The 20,221-nt window shown below is 40.0% G+C and carries 13 protein-coding genes; 9 read left to right on the top strand and 4 right to left on the bottom strand.

Annotated features, from left to right (window positions below):
• The 9 genes from NPA36_RS06400 to NPA36_RS06440 form a co-directional block, all read left to right on the top strand.
• Nucleotides 1-358, top strand: a 358-nt coding sequence (locus NPA36_RS06400; protein WP_256945292.1) for an LPXTG cell wall anchor domain-containing protein, incomplete at its 5' end; no start/stop codon positions are given.
• A 497-nt stretch (nt 359-855) separates the two neighbouring features.
• Complete coding sequence (locus tag NPA36_RS06405; protein WP_256945293.1) at nt 856-1,857, top strand: serine hydrolase domain-containing protein; 1,002 nt, start codon at nt 856-858, stop codon at nt 1,855-1,857.
• A gap of 165 nt (nt 1,858-2,022) precedes the next feature.
• The gene (locus NPA36_RS06410; protein ID WP_407932793.1) at nt 2,023-3,345 is read left to right on the top strand and encodes a uracil-xanthine permease family protein; all 1,323 of its coding nucleotides are present in this window, start codon (nt 2,023-2,025) and stop codon (nt 3,343-3,345) included.
• 837 nt (nt 3,346-4,182) lie between these two features.
• The gene (locus tag NPA36_RS06415; RefSeq protein ID WP_256945295.1) at nt 4,183-9,906 is read left to right on the top strand and encodes a SpaA isopeptide-forming pilin-related protein; all 5,724 of its coding nucleotides are present in this window, start codon (nt 4,183-4,185) and stop codon (nt 9,904-9,906) included.
• Nucleotides 9,907-9,950: 44 nt separating this feature from the next.
• On the top strand, nt 9,951-11,846 hold the full coding sequence (locus NPA36_RS06420; RefSeq protein WP_256945296.1) for a SpaA isopeptide-forming pilin-related protein: 1,896 nt from the start codon (nt 9,951-9,953) through the stop codon (nt 11,844-11,846).
• 39 nt (nt 11,847-11,885) lie between these two features.
• Nucleotides 11,886-12,860 (top strand): SpaA isopeptide-forming pilin-related protein, encoded by a 975-nt coding sequence (locus tag NPA36_RS06425; protein ID WP_256945297.1) that lies wholly within the window; start codon nt 11,886-11,888, stop codon nt 12,858-12,860.
• Between the two features lie 116 nt (nt 12,861-12,976).
• Nucleotides 12,977-13,873 carry a class C sortase gene (locus tag NPA36_RS06430; RefSeq protein ID WP_256945298.1) on the top strand — a complete coding sequence of 299 codons (897 nt, stop codon included), beginning with the start codon at nt 12,977-12,979 and terminating at the stop codon, nt 13,871-13,873.
• A gap of 3 nt (nt 13,874-13,876) precedes the next feature.
• The gene (locus NPA36_RS06435) at nt 13,877-14,707 is read left to right on the top strand and encodes a class C sortase (protein WP_256945299.1); all 831 of its coding nucleotides are present in this window, start codon (nt 13,877-13,879) and stop codon (nt 14,705-14,707) included.
• Between the two features lie 15 nt (nt 14,708-14,722).
• Entirely contained in the window at nt 14,723-15,613 is an 891-nt protein-coding gene (locus tag NPA36_RS06440) for a class C sortase (RefSeq protein ID WP_256945300.1), read from the top strand.
• Between the two features lie 135 nt (nt 15,614-15,748).
• Here the strand turns inward: NPA36_RS06440 and lacD are convergent, their stop codons facing one another.
• The 4 genes from lacD to NPA36_RS06460 all read right to left on the bottom strand — a co-directional run bounded on the left by lacD (nt 15,749) and on the right by NPA36_RS06460 (nt 19,939).
• On the bottom strand, nt 15,749-16,753 hold the full coding sequence (lacD, locus tag NPA36_RS06445; protein WP_256945301.1) for a tagatose-bisphosphate aldolase: 1,005 nt from the start codon (nt 16,751-16,753) through the stop codon (nt 15,749-15,751).
• A gap of 20 nt (nt 16,754-16,773) precedes the next feature.
• A complete protein-coding gene (gene nagA / locus NPA36_RS06450) occupies nt 16,774-17,928 on the bottom strand; it encodes an N-acetylglucosamine-6-phosphate deacetylase (protein ID WP_256945302.1) in 1,155 nt (384 codons plus the stop codon).
• A 71-nt stretch (nt 17,929-17,999) separates the two neighbouring features.
• On the bottom strand, nt 18,000-19,166 hold the full coding sequence (agaS, locus tag NPA36_RS06455; RefSeq protein WP_256945303.1) for an SIS domain-containing protein: 1,167 nt from the start codon (nt 19,164-19,166) through the stop codon (nt 18,000-18,002).
• Nucleotides 19,166-19,939: a GntR family transcriptional regulator gene (locus NPA36_RS06460; RefSeq protein WP_256945304.1), complete on the bottom strand. Its 774-nt coding sequence runs from the start codon at nt 19,937-19,939 to the stop codon at nt 19,166-19,168. Before NPA36_RS06460 ends, agaS begins: the two co-directional genes overlap by 1 nt.
• Nucleotides 19,940-20,221: the final 282 nt, after the last annotated feature.

Raw genomic sequence — 20,221 nt, forward strand, 5'->3', positions numbered from 1 at the left:
ATCAGCAAGCGACCCAGAAGATGGGAATTACCCATTAGATAGAGTAGAGTTAGTCACAGACGGAGGCTTTACAAGCGAAGTTCCTGGCACATATGCAGTTACCTTCAAAGTAACGGATAACGATGGCGCAAGCAATACCATCACAGTAGAGGTTATCGTAAAACGAAAAGTAAATCCCGAAAGTAAAGTAACGCCAGAAACAAAAATTGAGACTAAAGTAACAAAAAACATACCTCAATCAGCGGTTTTACCAAAGACCGGTAGTCAAGATTGGAACTATTTGAGAGGATTAGCAGCAATTTTTATTTCAAGTGGTCTGTTATTTATTGGAAAAGATTTTTCTAAGAAAAAAGAATAGACTTAGGGAATAAAAAATACAAAAAACTTTCCTAGAAAGACAAAAGAATCTTCATAGGATATTCATAGGTGGGTACTATTATATAGACATTCCCAAATAATATGTTTACCCCTCCCAATGTAAACATACCCTATCCTTTTTTCCACTAACATAACTGTTAGTGGTTTTTTATTTTTTTTTAGGTAAGGCTGGGTAAAAAGTACATGCTTCTATATTAAACAAAAGAGTTTTGCGAAAAAGCTTATCAGAAATAACGGTGTGAAGCATAGCTGGCGTACTGTGGATGTTTCGGCTTTAGCCGATTACAGCCATGTAGACAGCTAAGCCGGTGAGACCATGGCTCACAGCGGTGCCACCGTTCTCATTTCTGATAAGCTTTTTCGCAAAACTCTTTTGTTGCCTAGTAAAATAAAATTGTTGCTCGACTTTTTATACAAGCAAGCCAATGTGGTATACTATCCATAACATAAGATGAAGACAAGGAGGAGCCTCTAACTATGACCTATTCCAAAACCAAAGCTCTACTAGAGCAATACCGAAAAAGCCGAGTCTTCCCAGGTTACAGCGCTGCCCTCTTGTTGCCTGATAACCAAGTAGAAAAGCTAATTGTAGGACAAGCCCAACTAAGCCCACAGGTGGAAGAGCTAACAGATGGTCTCTACTACGACCTGGCCTCGCTCACAAAAGTTTTGGCAACGACAAGCCTAGTGCTACAGTTGTTGGAAGATGGCCAACTAGATATCGATAGCTCCATTTCAAATTATTTTCCGCAAGCAAAGGAGCCGAAAGTGACCTTGCGCCACCTCATCACGCATACTTCAGGACTAGAAGGCTATATTCCTAATCGTGCTAGCTTATCAGCCAATCAGCTGGTAGAGGCTTTGCTACAACTATCTTGTGGGCCGACCTTTAACAAAGAAGTGAAGTATACGGATACGGGATTTGTGCTTTTAGGAAAAGTGTTAGAAAAAATCACCCAAAAATCAGTCGCTGATCTCTTCCAAGAGAATATAGCTAAACCACTGGGGTTAAGGCATATGAGTTATGGTCCCTTGCCAGCTCACGTTTGTGTCCCTACCGAAATCATAGTGCCAAACAAAACAATTAGAGGGACGGTTCATGACCCCAAAGCTTCTGTGTTAGGGAGACATTGTGGTAGTGCTGGACTGTTCGCTAGCTTGGATGATGTCATTACCTACACGCAGGCTTTGTTAAATGGTGGAGAAAATATTTTGCAGCGGCCAACAGTAGATAGTCTCTTGCACGATTGGACACCAAACCAAAAAGTGGGTCGTTCACTAGGTTGGGATATTCAAGATTTTCAAGGCGCCAGATGGCTCAAGCACACTGGGTTTACCGGTACTCTAGTCATGTGGAATCTAGAAACTCAAAAAGCTTTTATCCTATTGACCAATAGGATCCACACCTTAAAAGATACAGCTCAATACAATCAGCTCCGAGACCAGCTAATCCTTACTTTTTTACAAGAAACGATGTAATTTCAAATAAAGTAATGTAATTTTATCTACTTATGGTATAATACCTACAGCAAAGGCTTTTAATTTCATCCTGTGAGATGAAAAAGGCGAGATAATTCACGTTACCTTTTTAGGCCTATTGCAAATACAATGGGCCTATTTTTTGTGCCCGGAAAAGAGGATACAATGGAATTACAGGTAACAAAAGTTGATTTATTATTGGATGTGGACGAGAAACCACCCTTTCTCAAGGGGCTCTTGCTCAGTGTTCAGCACGTTTTTGCCATGTTTGGTGCGACGATTTTAGTCCCGCTAATTCTCGGCATGCCAGTTTCGGTGGCTCTATTCGCATCGGGTATTGGGACGCTAATTTACATGGTGGCTACTAAGTTTAAGGTGCCAGTTTATCTGGGGTCATCTTTCGCCTTTATTTCTGCTATGGCATTTGCTATCCAACAAATGGGCGGAGATGTTTCGGCAGCACAGACGGGTATTATTTTGGTCGGATTCATTTATATGGTAGTTGCTCTTATTATTCGCTTTGTCGGTACCCAATGGATTGATAAGCTTTTGCCACCGATTGTAATTGGCCCGATGATTATGGTGATTGGTTTAGGTTTAGCAAGTTCTGCCGTTACCAATGCGGGTTTTGTCAAAGATGGGGATCTTAAACAAATCGGTGTCGCTTTAATTACGTTCTTAATTACAGCTTTCATCAATACCAAGGCAAAAGGCTTTTTCAAGCTAATCCCTTTCCTTTTTGGTATTTTAGGCGGTTACCTAGTAGCAGCCGTGTTAGGCTTAGTGGATTTCCAGCCCATCTTAGACGCCAATTGGATTGAACTACCAGGGTTTTACTTGCCATTTTCAACAGGAGGAACCCTCAAAGAATACAATCTCTACTTTGGTCCAGAAACTTGGGCCATCCTACCAGTCGTGGTGGTTACTATTGCAGAACATATCGGTGACCACACTGTCCTAAGCGAAATTTGTGGACGACAATTTTTGAAAAACCCAGGTTTGCACCGGACGCTGCTAGGAGATGGTGCCGCAACAGCTCTGTCTGCCTTCCTAGGTGGGCCAGCCAACACTACCTATGGAGAAAACACTGGAGTAGTAGGGATGACAAGAATTGCATCCGTATCTGTCATTAGAAATGCAGCTATTATCGCTATCGGCTTAAGCTTCTTTGGAAAATTCACGGCACTCATTTCGACTATTCCGAATGCCGTGCTAGGTGGAATGGCTATCCTCTTGTATGGGGTCATTGCCAGCAACGGGTTAAAAGTCCTCATCGAAAAACAAGTAGACTTCAGACAAGTTAGAAACCTCATCATCGCTAGCTCAACGCTAGTCTTGGGACTGGGTGGAGCCATTTTAGAAATCGGCCCAGTAACCTTATCTGGAACAGCATTATGCGCCATTGCAGGAGTGCTTTTAAACTTAATCTTGCCACACGAAGAAGCATTTGACAGTGAAAAAGTTGTGGAGTTGATTGAAGAGAATTAAAGACAAGAGAATCAATTGCTGTGGGAGAAGTCTATCAGTGATTGATTCTTTGTAAACGAGAAATAATATGACTCATAAAAAATAGACGAAATCCACAAACTGGACTCGTCTATTTTTTCATTGTTTTTATAATACATAATGGATGGACACAAATTTTCAAATAATAGACTAATTAAGGACAGACGATTTTTGTAACGAAATAAGAAGGATTAGAATGAACAGAGGAATAAATGTATCAGAAATTGTAGGAAAAAAATTTTTAGAAGAAAATCCACTTGAAAATAGAAGGTGTTTTTTATGGGTAAAATAGAAGTTTTTAAGAGGAATAGTACTTAAAAAAACAGAAAGAGAAAAAATTGTAATATTTGTGTATTTTTTGTGTAGAATTTGTTGACTTATATAAATGGATACTATATATTGATTTTAATAATTACTTCATGTGATGTATTTAGTGATTTGGACATTACAGTAAGTAAGGTACAAGCATATCTAAGTCGTGAATTGTCAATTATTTTAACTTTTAAAACATTGCGAACGACAAAATAATACAAAAGAAATATAGCTTATGAAAAAGTATTATTACCTCAACTAAATTACTCAGTGCTTTGACAATTTGTCCAAATCATTATGCATATTTGTTGAAGCATAGCCATGAAGGGCATCAAGACAACGATTATTACTAAAATCGCCTACAGTCAATCGTTCGATGCGCCGTTTGAGGTGTAATCAATTTTTATTAGGAGTTAGCTTACATTCGTTTCAAAGTGTCTAAAGCATCTTATTAAAGGCACGGGGGAAGATGGTTGTATTAACTACTGGAAAAGAAAGGAGCATATGATGATACGAGCTAAATTAACTAAATGGAATCGACTACTGACTTATTTTGTCTTGTGGAATATGCTTTTTTCCATGATGCCAACTAATCTTATTTTTGCTCAAAGTACTCAGATAGACTATGGAACGTTAGAACCAAGTATTCCACTTGACCCTAACACTATTAACATAACTATTAGCAAGGATAGCCAAGGTCAAGAGATAATAGATGAAGAGGGCATTGAGTGGAAGTTGGAGCTGAATAAAGCACAGACTGATCTCCCTATGACAACGACTGACATTCGCCTTTCAGAAAAACAAGTCATGTCCAAACTTATGGGAATTGAAGGGGCAGTAAAAAAAGTTGTTGCTGTTCATACCGATAAGACAGAGACGGTTCTCTACAACCAAGAAACTATGACTAGCCTCTCAGCAAACGATGCTGGGCTCATTTCAAAAAATATTAGTCATTACAGAGTAGATACAGAAGAAACAAATCATCCAATCACACTTTACTTCACTAGTAAATATGAAGATAAAGAAAGTATAGACTTTCAAGCTATAGCAGTTATCCGAACAGAAACTGCTAAAAAAACCGTTGCAAAAACCCAAGCACCATCTCGAGAAACTATTGACAAAAAAGTAACGGTCAACTGGAAAGGGTTAGCCCAAGGTGAAGCAACACCAATAGCAAGCATTCACTTAACTAATCCAATTAACGGTCAAGTATTAAGTCAAACCACAAGTGACAGTACAATATTTGAAGCCTTACCAAAATATACAGATGAGCACCAAGAAATTGATTATCAAGTAAGTCAAGATCCTATTGTGGGATTCCAAACGACAATAGATAAAGACGCGGTGACCAATACAAAGGAAAAACCAACAGTCACTGAGGCTCAAACTTCTTCTCAAAAAGAGCCTAGCTCTAATTCTTCATCAACAACAAATTCAGGAACTGCTGAAGTTAGTAGCAACGCTGTTGAAGAGTCTAACCCGCAAAACTCAAGTAACTCTGAAGCACAGGTTAGCTCTGAGCCAGTTGCAAATTCTGAAAGTTCTTTATCTTCAGCCGCAGTGGTAGATGTTCCTGCAACGACAAGACTAAGAAGGTCTGTAAGTACAGTAACAAACCTACTTGCAGCAAGAGCAGCAACAATCCCTAATCCAAATACCTCTTCAGGTACTATTACAGACAACGTTTCTAGCTACACGTGGACTGCTCAAACAGCCTCTGACGGGTTAAGTGTTCAGTGGACCTTGAAATTATCAGAAAAATATACTAGCGGTAGTACTAATGCTGCTGCCTATATAGGTTTTAATCTTCCAAACTATTTCAATACGCTCTCAACAAATGATATTACTGCTACCTTTACTCGAACTGCAGGCAGTTCAACCCCGATTGTCTATAAACTAGGTAGTGATAGAACGTTTTGGGTAAAAACAACGCAATACCCACCAGCAACCAATATAGATTTGACAGTTACCTTTACGACAACCCTGTCAGCGCCATATACAGCTACTGAATCTATGAGTATTGAATTCATACCAGGTGTGGATGTTAGGAGTTCTACTTTTTATGGGCCTACCAACACAGCTCAACAATCTTCCAGCAGTTCACAAACCAAAGCGCCTGACAGTATAAGACCGTTAACCATTACGGCATACAATCCTAACTTCGTTTCAGCCATTAATGTAACAGCAAATGCTAAGGACAATAACAATCTAGCTATACCTAATGCAACCGTTACTTTAACGGCTACAGATGGAAAGACCTATCAGGGTACAACGAATGCTAGCGGTGCAGCAATTATTCAAGCACCAGCCGGTACCTATACGGCGAGTGCTTCAGCTATTCCTGGATACACAAGTCCGGCGAATAAGTCCGTTACAATTAGTAACACGTCAACCTCGTTTGATATGATTTATAGTAAGAATTTGTATCCGGTGAACATTACTGTAAAAGATAACAACGGAGCTGCAGTACCAACCTCACAAGTCACCTTAACAAGTGTCAGTGATCCAACTAAAATCTACACCTTTAATACAGGTGGTGGTTCGGCTACACAATCTCTCCCATACGGAAGCTATAATGTTTCCGCCAATACGGTTACTGGGTACACGCTAGACACCTATAACAAGACCTTGATGGTGGATTCGGCTAAGAACATAACCATTACCTATACCAAAGATGTTCCAAAAGATCCAAACTTAGCTAATTTTACAAATAATATTGTAAGTAGTGGTAAGTACAATCCAGCAACAAAGAGCATTGATTGGACAGTTGTGGTAGAAAAACCAGTCAATGGAGCTGGGGTTACCGACCAACGTTATATCGAAACAGTTTTATCCGTGCCAAGTAATAGTGGTCTAGGACCTATTGGTAATTTCAAAGTAGTAGGTGTTAGTGACACTGGTCAAACTACAGGAACGACTGTCACCAGAACATCAACTGCGTCAACAACAGCAGATAAAATAACCTATACTTTTTCTACGCCAATCACAGATGCAGGCGATCTGGCTCAAAATCCAAGTAAAACTTATACCATCAATACTAGTTCTACTATTAAAACTCAAGGTGGAGGGGTCTTGGTAACAAAGATCCAAACGCCATCAGTAGTAGTTGGTGTAAAATTGAATACAGTAACGATTCGGCTAGTGGATGCTCAAGACCCAAATATCCAATTAGCAGGTGGGATTTTTGATATCTTTGATAGCAAAGGCACTTTTTTACAAAGGGTGACAACAGCGGCAAATGGAGAAGTCGTGGTAGAAGGGCTACCAACAGATCAAACCTTTACTGTTAAGCAAGTTTCAACTGCAAATGGGTATATTGTTGCCGCACAGCAAACGACAGTTGCTTTAGCCGCAAACACTGCCGCGCTTTTAACAATTCAAAATGTTAAGGGGCCTTCAAGTGGAGGGTTGGGAGTTATTGAGGTTTATGTAGTTGAAAAAGATTCTAAAAATCCAATTCCTACATCAGATGTTGAAGTAGTCGATGAATTTGGACAAACATATAGAAAGACCTCTAATAATAATGGTTATATGGTCTTCACAGATTTGCCGTTAGATAGAACTTACACTATCCGACAACTAAGTGTTCCGGCTCCTATGAATGTGCCGACCACGGGTGCACAATTTAGACCATTAACAGCAGGAACGAATTATGCTATTGTGACATTTGAAAACGAAAGGCCGACTAAACAAGTTACTTACAACTTCTTTGAATACGGGGATCCGACTATTTCAATTCCCAATGTCGAATTTACCTTAACTGACTACAAAGGAGTAGTGACTCGATATAAAACCAATCCACAAGGGTTAATTACTATCCCATTGCCGATTGGATTATATGAACTAAAACAAATAACGACTGATTCTAACCACGTAGTGTATCAAGAGCCGAAAATTTCATTAATTGATGATGACATGCAAGTAGATATACCGAACAAGCTAAAAAATCCAACAGTAGTTCAACGTGTCATCACCATTACGAAAGAATGGGGTGACGCGGCACCACAGCCATTACCGAACCTGACCTTTGATGTTATGCAAAATGGTGTGAAATTCACTAGTGTCACCATGCAAACAAGTGGAAATTCACAAACTATTACTGTCACAGTTCCTAAGTATAACTCTAATCAAGAGAAGTATTCGTATACCATCCAAGAGCAGGCACTTCCAAATTATTATGCAGTTTACAGTAAAGCATCTGTCGATGATAGTGCATGGAAGGTAACTAATTACTTAGGAGAGATGGTTGGAGATTGTAGTGACGGTAACTTTTGGGTAACATCAATTGATTATGCCTATGAATTTGGGCCAGATGGAATTTATACAAGACGGTCGTTTTCACTCAATAAACCGCCTTATGGAGGGCCTTTTTTCCAAACTTCAGGAGGACGTTCTGGTGGAGCAGCGACAGTTATAGATAATGGCAAGAAATTAATGACCATAAATTATTATCAATATCAAGGTTATTATGAGGCGCATATCTATGATGTATCGGGCGAAAATGGCGTTGAAATTGGAAGGAAATTGAAAAGAATCATTATAGACTTAAATCGATATGCATTCTCAAATGATTTGTTAAATTCACTCGGAACCACGCCAGATGGAAAATATGTAGTGGCAAAGACAATTCAAGGACCACTGAATTTCATTCCAGTAGCTGACATTCTCAACACGGGAAATGGAAATGTTCTTCCGTTTAGTAGAGTCTCAACTTTGCCAGCATCATCAATCTATTCTGCAGGAGATATAATCTTTTTACCTAATGGTGATATGATGATATCCACCTTAGACGGAGCGAATAGTTACACGGGAAATGGCTTCGCAATCATTCCTTACAACAGTGCTACTAATTCTTATCTTACCAACTCTGTTAAGAGATTTATTGGTGGTGTTCAATGGCCGAGTGGAAATATTTCTGATGGACTTAGAATTGAAGGTCTATCAATGGTTGATGGAAATGTCTATACTACAGTAACGAGACTTAATGGTGCTAGCACGGTTGCTAGGTTTAACAGACTACCATCCTATTCTGATCCGACTAATACAGTCTATCAGTTAACCGCCATTAACAACTCTGGAAATAGTTTTGGATCTTTCACTGACGCATCAAGCGCCTTTGCTACAACCTGTAACCCAATCGTTAGAGTTGTTGGTTCAAAAATATGGAATAATGACCAAGCTTTTGCTAATAAAACTCGTCCAACTAGCATCCGTGTTGAGCTTTATAGAAACGGTTTGGCTACTGGAATAACGCAAACAGTTACACCAGATACTTTTGGTAACTGGACCTGGGTGTTTGCTAACCTTCCTAAGAATGATGACACAGGCAAGGCTTTTGTATACAGTACAAGAGAAGTAGGTTATACAAAAAATGGAGTCTATTATACTGGAGTTCCACCTGGATATCAGGTAACTTACCCAAACACTAATGCCGAAACAAATGATTTTTCCATTACCAACACCTATCAGCCAGCAAAATTCAATATCAAGAAAGAAAATGAGAAAGGCCAAGCTCTCACAGGGGCAGGCTTTACACTCTATCTTGAAGATCAAAAAACAATTTATCAGGCTGAAACCTTATCCAACTCATCAGGGTTACTATCCTTTGTTAATTTGGGAGTAGGAACTTACTATCTAAAAGAAACCAAAGCGCCACCAGGCTACCAATTGAATGCAACATTTTATAAAGTAACTGTTGCAATAAACGCTAGTGGTAAACTAACGGTTACGATAGATGGCTTGGGACAACCAAGTATAGATGGTCAACAGATAAGTACTTACAAGGTGGTCAATGTAGCTAATAAAGGCTCGTTCACTCTTCGGAAGGTAGATCAATTAGGTAAGGTTATAAAGAACAACAAAGCAATATTCGAACTTCGACAAGGATCAACCTTGATTAAAACGATAGAAACAACTAACGATGGTGAGGCTATTATTGCTGATCTCCCTCAAGGAGAATACACATTGGTCGAAACCAAAGCTCCAACGGGTTACATTAAAACTTTTAATGAGTATAAGATTGTTGTTGGTGAATCTGGAGCAGTTCAAATAACCCTAAATGGGGAACCCGTTAGTTCAAACCCATTGATTATTGTTAATGCAATATTTGATGGTTACCCTGATACTGGGGGTATTGGAATTCTGCCTTACCTAGTGCTAGGTTTAGGAATAATGTTACTAGCATTTTTAATAAGGAAAAAAAGTAACAGTGAGGGGTGTGATATCCGATAATTAAGGTAAAACACTCTTTGCAAAGAAAAATTGGAGGGAATAAAATGAAGAAATATTTTACAAAAGTAGCTAGTACATTTCTAGCACTAATAGCATTACTAGCAATACTATTACCAACAGCTACCGTAGCTGCAGCACCTGCAACAGGACTAATTTTAGCGGGATATACTGGTGGTGGTGGTAGAAAGACTGATGTAGTCATCACAAAAGTTGAATTGGACAACCTTCAAGGGTGGCCAAAAGGCGGCGGAGCCGTAGGCGATGTTTATGATGGAACGCAATTACAGGATTTTAATGGGTATTTTGGAAATGATGCAAAACGGTTAAAAGGAGTTGCATTCCGTGTTTATCAAGGGACAGATGCAACAGGAACAGAAGTTGAAGGCGGACCATTCTTAACAGACGAGAATGGTGAAGTTAGGATTGAAGGATTAATTCCTGGACCTTACTACTTTGTAGAAGATAAGGCTGCATCAACATATGTTGGTCCGAATGGTGAAGTTTTAAATGATTCTACTGCGGTACCATTCACATTGACTTTACCAATGGCAAAAGCTGATGGTACTGGTTACTTTGGAACTGGAGCAGAAGCATTATACGTATATCCAAAGAACACAACTGAAAAACCTGAAATCAATAAAACAATTACCGGGTCAAATGTTGCTGCAAATGAAAATCAACCATATACTATAGGGGATAAAGTACCATATACCGTAACAACTGTAATTCCTGTAAAATCAGAATATCAAACCCTAACTTGGGGCGATACCATGACTGAGGGGTTAACGTTCAACAAGGACCTTGTTATTGCTGGTATTAATGGACTTGCAACATCAGATTACACATTAACTGAAACAGATAGAGGCTTCACCGTAAAATTCAATGCAGCAGGTCTAGCTAAATTGAAAACAGCTGCTGCAACGACTGCAGTAACAATGACCTTAACTTACTCTGCAACTCTAAATGGTGATGCAGTAGTAGACTCACCTGAAAAGAACCACGTTACCTTGAAATATGGTAATAGTCCAGAAGCTGGTAATACACCAGTTAATACTAAACCATCAAATGGACAAATTGTACTAACAAAAAATTGGGCTGATGGAACTGCACCAGCTGGAGCTTCCGTACAGTTTGATGTTCAAAACGCACAAACTGGTGCAATTGTACAAACTGTAACTCTAAATGAAGCAAATGGATGGACTACTACTATTTCTGGTTTAGACAATGCAATTGAATACCGTGTGATTGAAAGACATATCAATGGATATGCACCTGAGTATGCTTCTACAGCAAATGGTGTAACAGTTAAGAATATTAAAAACAACAACCCTGGACCAATCGAGCCAGAAACACCACAAGTTGTAACTTATGGAAAGAAATTTAAAAAAGTTGATCAAGCTACAAATACAACATTAGCAAATGCTCAATTCATTGTGGAACAAAGCGGTAAATTTTTAGCATTAAAAACTGAGGGCGAAAATCAAACTGATTTAGTGGCATACCAAGCAGCAGAAAAAGCGTACTTAGATGCTGTTAAAGCAGCAACTGCTACAAATCCAAACGCAGACGGAATTGCAGCATTAAAAGCTACTCGTGATGCAGCTTACGCAAAACTGAATAACTTATATACATGGGTAGACGCTCATACTGATGCATTAGTATTTGTTTCTGGACCAAATGGTGAATTTGAAGTTACTGGTCTTACAGCCGGTACTTATAACCTATATGAAACAAAGGCGCCAGCTGGTTATGCATTGTTACCAACACCAGTAGAATTTACTGTTGGATCTAACAGCTATACAAATATTCAAGATGTAAACAACAAAAAAGTAACCATTCCTGAAACAGGTGGTATCGGTACTGTAATCTTTACAGTAGCTGGTTTACTATTGATGGTTGGAGCAGTAATTGCATTTAGAAGAAACGAACAAGAAGCATAATTTTTAGTAAAATAACTAGAGATTAGGAAGGAGGCACTCATGCAGACATTCAGACGCGTATCTAAACGAATAGGGATAACCTTACTGACCGTGGTCATGAGTGTTCTTCTTGCTACTTTTGTTAAGGCACAGACCAATAATATTTTGGTTATTCAGTTGCCCAATCAGGAGGCTCAAACAGATTCTCTAGAAGGTTATCGATTCCTAATTTGGCATATTGGACAAGCTTCTTCCTCAACGACACAAGCGGAATTTGCTGCCTTAGTCAAAGATTTGGATCAAAGATCTGTTGATCAATTAAACCAGGCTTATCCCCAACCGGTGGGGAAGATGTCTAGTCCTAGTGATGGCCAAGGTAAGGTAACTTATAATAACTTAGCGGATGGACGTTATTATGTCAGACAGGTAATCGATAATGAAAAAGATATAACCTATAGTCCGTTTATAGTGGATCTTCCGCAAGAGACTGATACTGGGCCAAAAACTCTAGTAACGGTAACTCTAAAGAAATTTACTGCAGGTAATCCAGAGCTCCCAAAACTTGGTGGGCGTAAATTTATGAAAGTGGATGAAGCTGATAAGCCGTTAGCTAAAGCTTATTTCAAAGTCGTAAAAAGAGAAGTGACAGACAAAGGCGACTATGTCAAAAATGAACAGGGGGCCTATGTCTATCTCGACGTTTTATTGGCAGGAAAAACGGTCTTGCTTGAATCTGGTTCAGACGGCCGATTTCAAGTGGAAGGTTTGACTTATGGTACCTACTGGTTGGTGGAAACTGTTTCTCCACAAGGATATTCTTTATTGAATGAGCCTTTGGAGTTTACGGTCACTAAAACTAGTTTAGAAGAATCATCTGTCATAAAGATTATAAATAAGAAAACACCTAAAGAGACGCCTGGTAAGGTTATTATACCGAGTACGGGAGATATCGCTATTATTCTTCTTGTTTTAGTGGGAATTGGCCTGGTTGTTTTAGGGGGTTGGCTAACACGTAGTTCAGTCAAATCTAGATAATATTATTTACTACATTACAAAAAAGTAGCTATCCTATGGTATAATTGGGATAGCTATTTTTATCGAAAGAACAGGCATTTTGATTTAAAATACATTATAGAAAGTGCAGTGGTCTTATGGCTAAAGAACCGAGTAAAAAAAAGAAACGAAAAAAGCGTCAGAGATGGCCGTTGATTCTGGTATTCTTACTAGGATTCGGCATCATGATGTATCCTGTTATCAGTCGTATTTACTATGAGACGGAGGCGTCTTCTGCTGTTACGGACTTTGATACCACGGTTAGTGACATAGACCAAGAAGAGATTGACCGTCGTTTGGGGTTAGCTTATGCCTTTAACGATGCTTTAGTCAGCAATACGCTTTCGGATCCATATTCAGAGGACCATAAAGCAGGGATTGCAGAATATGCTCGCATGTTAGAAGTTCATGAGAAGATGGGTTATGTGAAAATCCCGAAAATTGGTGTGCAGATCCCAATGTATGCTGGAACTGGAGAAGAAGTTCTTCAAAAGGGTATCGGCCATTTGGAGGGAACTAGTCTACCAGTTGGTGGGAATAGCACACACTCTGTATTGACTGCTCATCGTGGCCTACCTAATGCTCGCTTGTTTTCCCAACTAGACCAGCTGCAGATTGGGGATAAGTTTTATGTACACAATATTGGTGGAACCATGGCTTATCAGGTTGACCAAATTAAGGTGATAGAGCCAAGTGATTTTTCTGATTTATTGGTGGTGCCGGGACATGACTATGTTACGTTATTGACCTGCACTCCTTACATGATTAATTCGCATCGCTTAATCGTACGAGCACATCGAGTAGAATACATTCCAGAGATAGATGAAAAATCCATCGCTGAAAATGAAGCGGCTTTCTTCTATAAGTATGCTTTCTATATTACTTTTGGAATATTGCTCTTTGTTTTACTCATCTTGTTGATAGGATATCTTAAGAAAAAGCGAGCTTTGAAACGGGCAAAAAATGCCCAATTGGTCGAGAAAGAAAAGGAGTAGGCTATGAAAAAAAAGAAACAGAAAAAACGCCTAGTCCTTACGACGATAATCTTTTTGATTGGTTTGGCCATTGCAAGTTACCCCTTTATTAGCCAATGGTACTATCGTTTAGAAGCTCAAGACCAAGTTGTGCAATTTGAACAAGCTAAAAGTGATTTAGACCCCAATGTGTTAGCGGAACGAATTCGTTTAGCACATGCTTATAATCAGATATTGGACCCAAGCAAGCTAGGAGATCCCTATACTAATGTTCAAAAAGAGGCAGTGAGTGAGTATGCTCGTATGCTAGAAGTGCAAGAAAAGCTGGGTCACGTTGAGATTCCTAAAATCAATGAGGATATCCCAATCTATGCTGGAACTTCAGAAGCTGTTCTGCAAAAAGGAGCTGGGCACTTGGAAGGAACTAGTTTACCAGTTGGTGGCGAAAGTAGCCATACGGTTATCACTGCTCACCGGGGCTTACCTTCTGCCAAATTGTTTACCGCTTTGGACAAATTGGTTATAGGAGATGTCTTTTATATTCATAATATTGAAGGTGTTTTAGCTTATCGGGTTGATCAAATTTTAGTTGTTGAGCCATCTGACTTTGAACCGGTATTGGTTGTAGAGGGGCACGATTATGCGACTCTTTTGACCTGTACACCATACATGATCAATTCTCATCGTTTATTGGTTCGAGGTGAGCGGATTGACTATGTAGCGCCAGTTAAAGAGGATTTAATTCAAGTTAATAAGACAGTTACATTCTATCAGTATCTTTTCTATATCACGTTAGCTGTACTTTTAAGCCTGTTAGCTTGGTTGATTTGGAAACGGGTTAAGAAGAAAAAATAGTAAAGGAGGACGACCATGCAGCAGCGTTCTAGTAATAAACGTGTGTATCGAATGGGGTTGATTACTATTTTGGTGGGACTTTTGGTCATTTTGTACCCACTTCAATCGATTACTTGGAACCATTTTACATCTAAGGATGAATTGAAGACTTTCTTGCAAGACGAGCAGAAGATGACTGACCAAGTGAAGCAACGGTTGGAAGAGCAAGCTAAGACTTATAATAGTTCTATAGATCCGAATGCTGTAGGTGTGGTCGATCCCTTTGAAGTCAAAGATTTTACGACAGCCACTATTTTGTCCATGGAACCTGATGCAGCTTTTGCCTTTGTGTCCATCCCAAAGATTGATGAGACGCTGCCAATTTATCAAGGAGCTTCTGATTATCATTTGTCCTTAGGTGCGGCACATGTTACAGGAACCAGTTTGCCAATAGGCGGTATGGGTCAACGGTCGGTGATAGCTGGGCACCGAGGTTATGCCACGCAACGTATGTTTCAATACTTAGACAGATTAGAACCAGGAGACAAGATTTACATCACAATTTTGGGGAAGGTTCTAACCTATGAAGTTTATGATAGCCAAGTGATTTGGCCCTCTGAGTCTGGAAAATTGGCTGCTGTTGATGGGGAAGACGTCTTGACCCTCTTGACTTGTACACCATATCTAGTCAATACGGAGCGGCTTTTGGTCAATGCGAGACGGGTGGATGAAGTTAGTAGTACTACTGGGCAAGTTAGTCAAACACCAGAGGATCAAGTTGCTCAAGTATCACAAGGCACTGTTGACCAAGGAGTCGAGTTTAGAATTCGCTTGTTTCAAATTCTAGTGCTTGTGTTGTGGTTAGCCGTTGCCTTAGTTTTTATTAAGTTGCTAGTTTCGTTTAGGCATAAGAAAATTGGAGAGTAACAATCTCATGTTTTAATCATTAAAGATTCTGCCAATATAATTTCCTTATGAGGATGCTAGCCTTTTGAGCTAAGCGAAAAGCACCTGACCCCTGTCATATCAACAGGAGTCAGGTGCTTTTTTCATTAATTAATCTTATTTGATGTCAATCTTACTAATCCAAGGAGTAGCAGTGTTAACCAATACTTCGTTTAAGTCTTCGATGTTTTGGCGGCCGTTAGTTGCTAACCAATCGCGTCCTGCATCGTCACCTTTTGTTGCGAAAACTTCTACGGAGTCTTTCCAAGTTGCACGTCCGCAAAGTACACCGTTAAAGTTAGATCCTGCTTCTTTAGCAAATACTAAAGTATCTTGGAATAATTTAGCAGATACGCCGGCACTTAGGAAGATGAATGGTAGGTGAGTAGCTTCTGATTGGGCTTTGAAGAGGTCTAGGGCTTCTTGGCGAGTGTAAACTGCCTCAACGCCTTCTTTGGTAAAGCCTTCAACATAGTTCATGTTAACAGGAACTTCTACTTTCAATACGTCCACATTGTAGCGAGGAGCTGAGAAAACTTTCATAGCGTCGTTCACTTTATGAGCTTTCACTGCTGCATAAGCTGGACTTTTCACGTCATCGTTTTTAGCATCATAGGTTACGATTTCTAAGAAGTAAGGGATATCTTCCGCCACACATTCAGAACCAACACGTTCTACCCATGCGTGTTTGATGTCGTTGATAGCTGGGTCTTCGTCAATATCATAGTATAAAAGAACCTTAACAGCATCAGCACCCAATTCTTTGATACGTTTTGCTGACCATTCAGGTAATAAATCAGGCAAGCGACCTTCTTCTGTTGCGTCATAACCAGTTTTTTCATATGAAATGATTAAGCCACACTCAGGCACACGTAATTGCGCTGCTGGAAGACCGTATTCTGGGTCCAAAAGAATAGATGTTGAGTAAGGTGTCAATTCTTCAGAAATAAGCTCTTTGAAACGGATAATTGGCTCGTCACCTGTTGCTTCTGGATTTCCTGCTGCAATCATTTTTTTCAATGAACCACGTTGGTCAATGGCTAAGGCACCAATAACGTTTTCTGCACTTGACAAACGAGATAGGTGTTCGAATTTTCCTTTAGTTAATGCTAATTTTGACATGTGATAATCTCCTTTAATACTTATTTTTTGTAATACTCTTTTCCGTCTAGATAGGTTGCTTGCAAGTCTAAGTTATCATCAAGTACGATAAAATCGGCTGGGTAACCTAGGTCTAGTTTACCACAAACATCGTCAATTCCCACGGATTCTGCTGGAACAAGACTAGCCATTTTAAGAGCTTCAGCTGGTGTAGCGATCCCCCATTTGACAACGTTTTGAACGCCTTGGATGAGCTGTAGAACACTACCAGCTAAGCTACCACCTTCTTTGAGCCTTGCAGTGCCATCTTTTACGATAACTTCAAATTCGCCAATCGATGACATGCAGTTGCCCAAACCACCAGCCCGCATGCAGTCGGTGATGAGCATGGTCTTGTCACGTCCATGGCAGTCCATAACGACTTGAGCAGAGACGGGATGAACATGGTGTCCATCGCAAATCAATTCGTCGAAGGCCTCTTTGATGGTTAAGGCTGCTCCAACTACACCAGGTTCACGGTGGTGCAAGCCACGCATACCGTTATAGGTGTGAACAAAAATGTTGGCACCAGCGTCACAAGCAGCCTTACATTGGTCGTAAGTAGCTTCCGTGTGAGCAAGGGCTACATAAATATCATTGGCTTTGGCATGTTTGATAAAGTCAACAGCACCCTCACGTTCTGGAGCGATAGCAATTTTCTTAACCCATCCGGCAGCTTTTTCTTGCCACTCGTCTAGGATGTCTGTTTTAGGGTCGCCCATATATTTAGGGTTTTGAGCCCCTTTGTAAGCTTCGCTAAAAAATGGCCCTTCTAAGAAAATACCACGAATTTTTGCGCCGGGAAACTCTGTTGCGTGTTCACCAATGGTTTGGCAAACATCATTCAGCAGTTCTCTAGATGCAGTCAGGGTTGTTGGTAGGTAGGAGGTTACGCCACATGATGGCAAGGCATCCGACATCACTTTCAAGGCCTCAGGGTCGTTGTCCATCACATCTACGCCTTTAAAACCATGGATGTGTGTGTCTACTAGTCCAGGAGCAATGGCGAAATCAGGATAGGAAAGAAGCTCGGTAACATCACTTGGCTCTTCAGAACTATAGGCTCCGAATTGCCCCTCATCTGTGATAGCTAAGTAGCCTGGTCCTTTGACTTCATCTCCGAAATAAAAAGATTTTGCATAGATATACTTTGTCATAGAATAATCACTCTTTATCAGGTATTTAGTATTTTCTCTAGAAATACTATAAAAGATAGGTTGGTGACGACTTAGTCTGCTAAAGGATGGATGGTAACACCTTTAACGACACGGTTAACTGTTCCGCTTGGTGAAGGTGTATCAGGTTTGTTGCCTACTTTAATAGAAGAAAGTAGAGAGATAGTTTGACCAAATACGGCATAAGGTAAAGCTAGGTAACCATCTGGAACAGTTGAGAACTCTTTAGGGAAGGTAAAGCTTGGTCCTTCAAAGTTAACGTCGCCTTCCACACTAATAGCTTGTACCAAACGCGCAATGCTATCGCCATGAAGTTCGTTTAAAATATCGATATCATATTGACGTGTGTAGTCATCGTTTGACACAAAAACAAAAGCAAGAGAGTTTTCATTAACAAATGATTTTGGACCGTGACGGAACCCTAGTGAAGAGTCAAAAGCGGTGGCAATTTTACCAGCTGTTAATTCTAGAATTTTTAATTGAACTTCACGAGCTAATCCAGCTAGGGCGCCAGAACCAAGGTAGATAACCCGGTTGAAATCTAGGTCTACAAGAGCTTGGAGTTCAGCTTCACGCTTAATTACCTCTTCACCCATGTGACGGATAGCGGCTACATAAGCAGCTTTTGTTTCTAAGTTTGTTGTTGAGTCAAAGACCAATAAAGCAGTCAAGGTCATACAAGTAAAGCTTCCTGTCATGGCAAAACCAGCGTCATTTGAACGGCTTGGCATTAAAAGAAGGAGGTTCTTTGCGTCACCAGCAGCATGCTTGGCAAGTTGTCCATCAGGAGCACAAGTGATAGTGATTTGGTAGAAATTGTCTACGATTTGTTGGCCTAGTTGAACGGAAGCAACACTTTCAGGTGAGTTTCCGCTACGAGCAAAGGATACTAAAACAGTTGGAATCTCTTTTTTGAAGTAGTCTCTTGGGTTTGAAACCAAGTTGGTCGTCCCTACAGATTGGAAGTCAAAACGACTTTCGTCGCCAAAACGTTTTAGAAATGGGACAATCGTGTCGCCAACATATTGAGAGGTTCCAGCTCCCGCAAAGATAACACGAACTTTCTCTTGAGGTAAACCTGCTAAAAAGTTAGTGATACGTTCTAAATTTTCTTGGTAATAATCAAAAGCTTCTTGCCATAATTCTGGTTGTTGACGAATTTCACGCGTTGTAATCTCAGCGTGTAATTCAAGTAATTCATCGGTTGATAAGTTAAACATTATACATCTCCCTTTTCATGTGATTTGTCCAGACTGTTGCTGGTCTGGGTCTTACTGTAGTGACGAACTTTATAAAAGAATTGGTCGCTTCTGGCTACGCTGATGGTGAATTCAATGATGCGGTTTTCACGGTTAATGGTAGTGCGCTTTAAGCGTAAGCAAGCTGAACGAGGGCTAACTTTAAGCGTTTTAGCTTCGTGGTCTTCCAAGATTCCTGCAGAAAACTCCTCATCGGCATAGGTGATCACTTGCTGGTAGTCATGGGCAAAAATATCGTATAAAGGTTTGGACCTGACCAAATCAGCGGTTAAATCAGGAAAGAGTTGACTAGGCAGAAATGTAGTTTCAATCATCATAGGTTCATCGTCTGCCAGACGAATACGCCGCAAGCGGATGACAGGTTCTTGTTCTTCCAGTCCTAATTGTAGGGCCACAAAGGGATTAGCTTTTTTATAATCAAAAGTGGTCAGAATGGTTTGGGGAGTTCGTCCCAATTCTTTCATCTGTTCCGTAAAGCTATAGCCTTCTGATAAGTTTTGCCGTTCCTTCCATAGACCAGATACAAAAGTTCCTTTTCCGTGACGTCGGTAGATATAACCGAGGTCCTCTAGTTCTTTCAGTGCACTCCTAACAGTGGTTCGACTGACATTGTATTTCCGACATATTTCTCGCTCGGATAGCATTTTTTGGTGCACCTGAGCATCATTTTTAATGTAGTCAATCAAGATAACACTGATTTGCGAGTACAAAGGGGATTGTTCAGATACCTCCAAGCACAACACCTCCTTCTTGAATTTTCCAACGTGACAGCTTCTTTAAGTAACTGGTCACTACCAGTTACTCTTATTGTATTGTTCTTGGAAAATGAAGTCAAGAGTTAAGTAGTAAAAATCACAAAAAAATTGAAAGCAAGGCTTACTTGAAAGATATAATGCTATCCAGTACACTAGGGAAAGAAGGGGTTGGGTAAAGAAGTTAATTTGTTTATAGGGTTCAAGTCTCTAGCCTGTTTGTCGGAAATGAAAACGGTGGCACCGCCGAAAGTCTTGGTCTTT

It is taken from the genome of Granulicatella seriolae (assembly GCF_024543085.1).
Taxonomy (GTDB): Bacteria; Bacillota; Bacilli; order Lactobacillales; family Aerococcaceae; genus Granulicatella; species Granulicatella seriolae.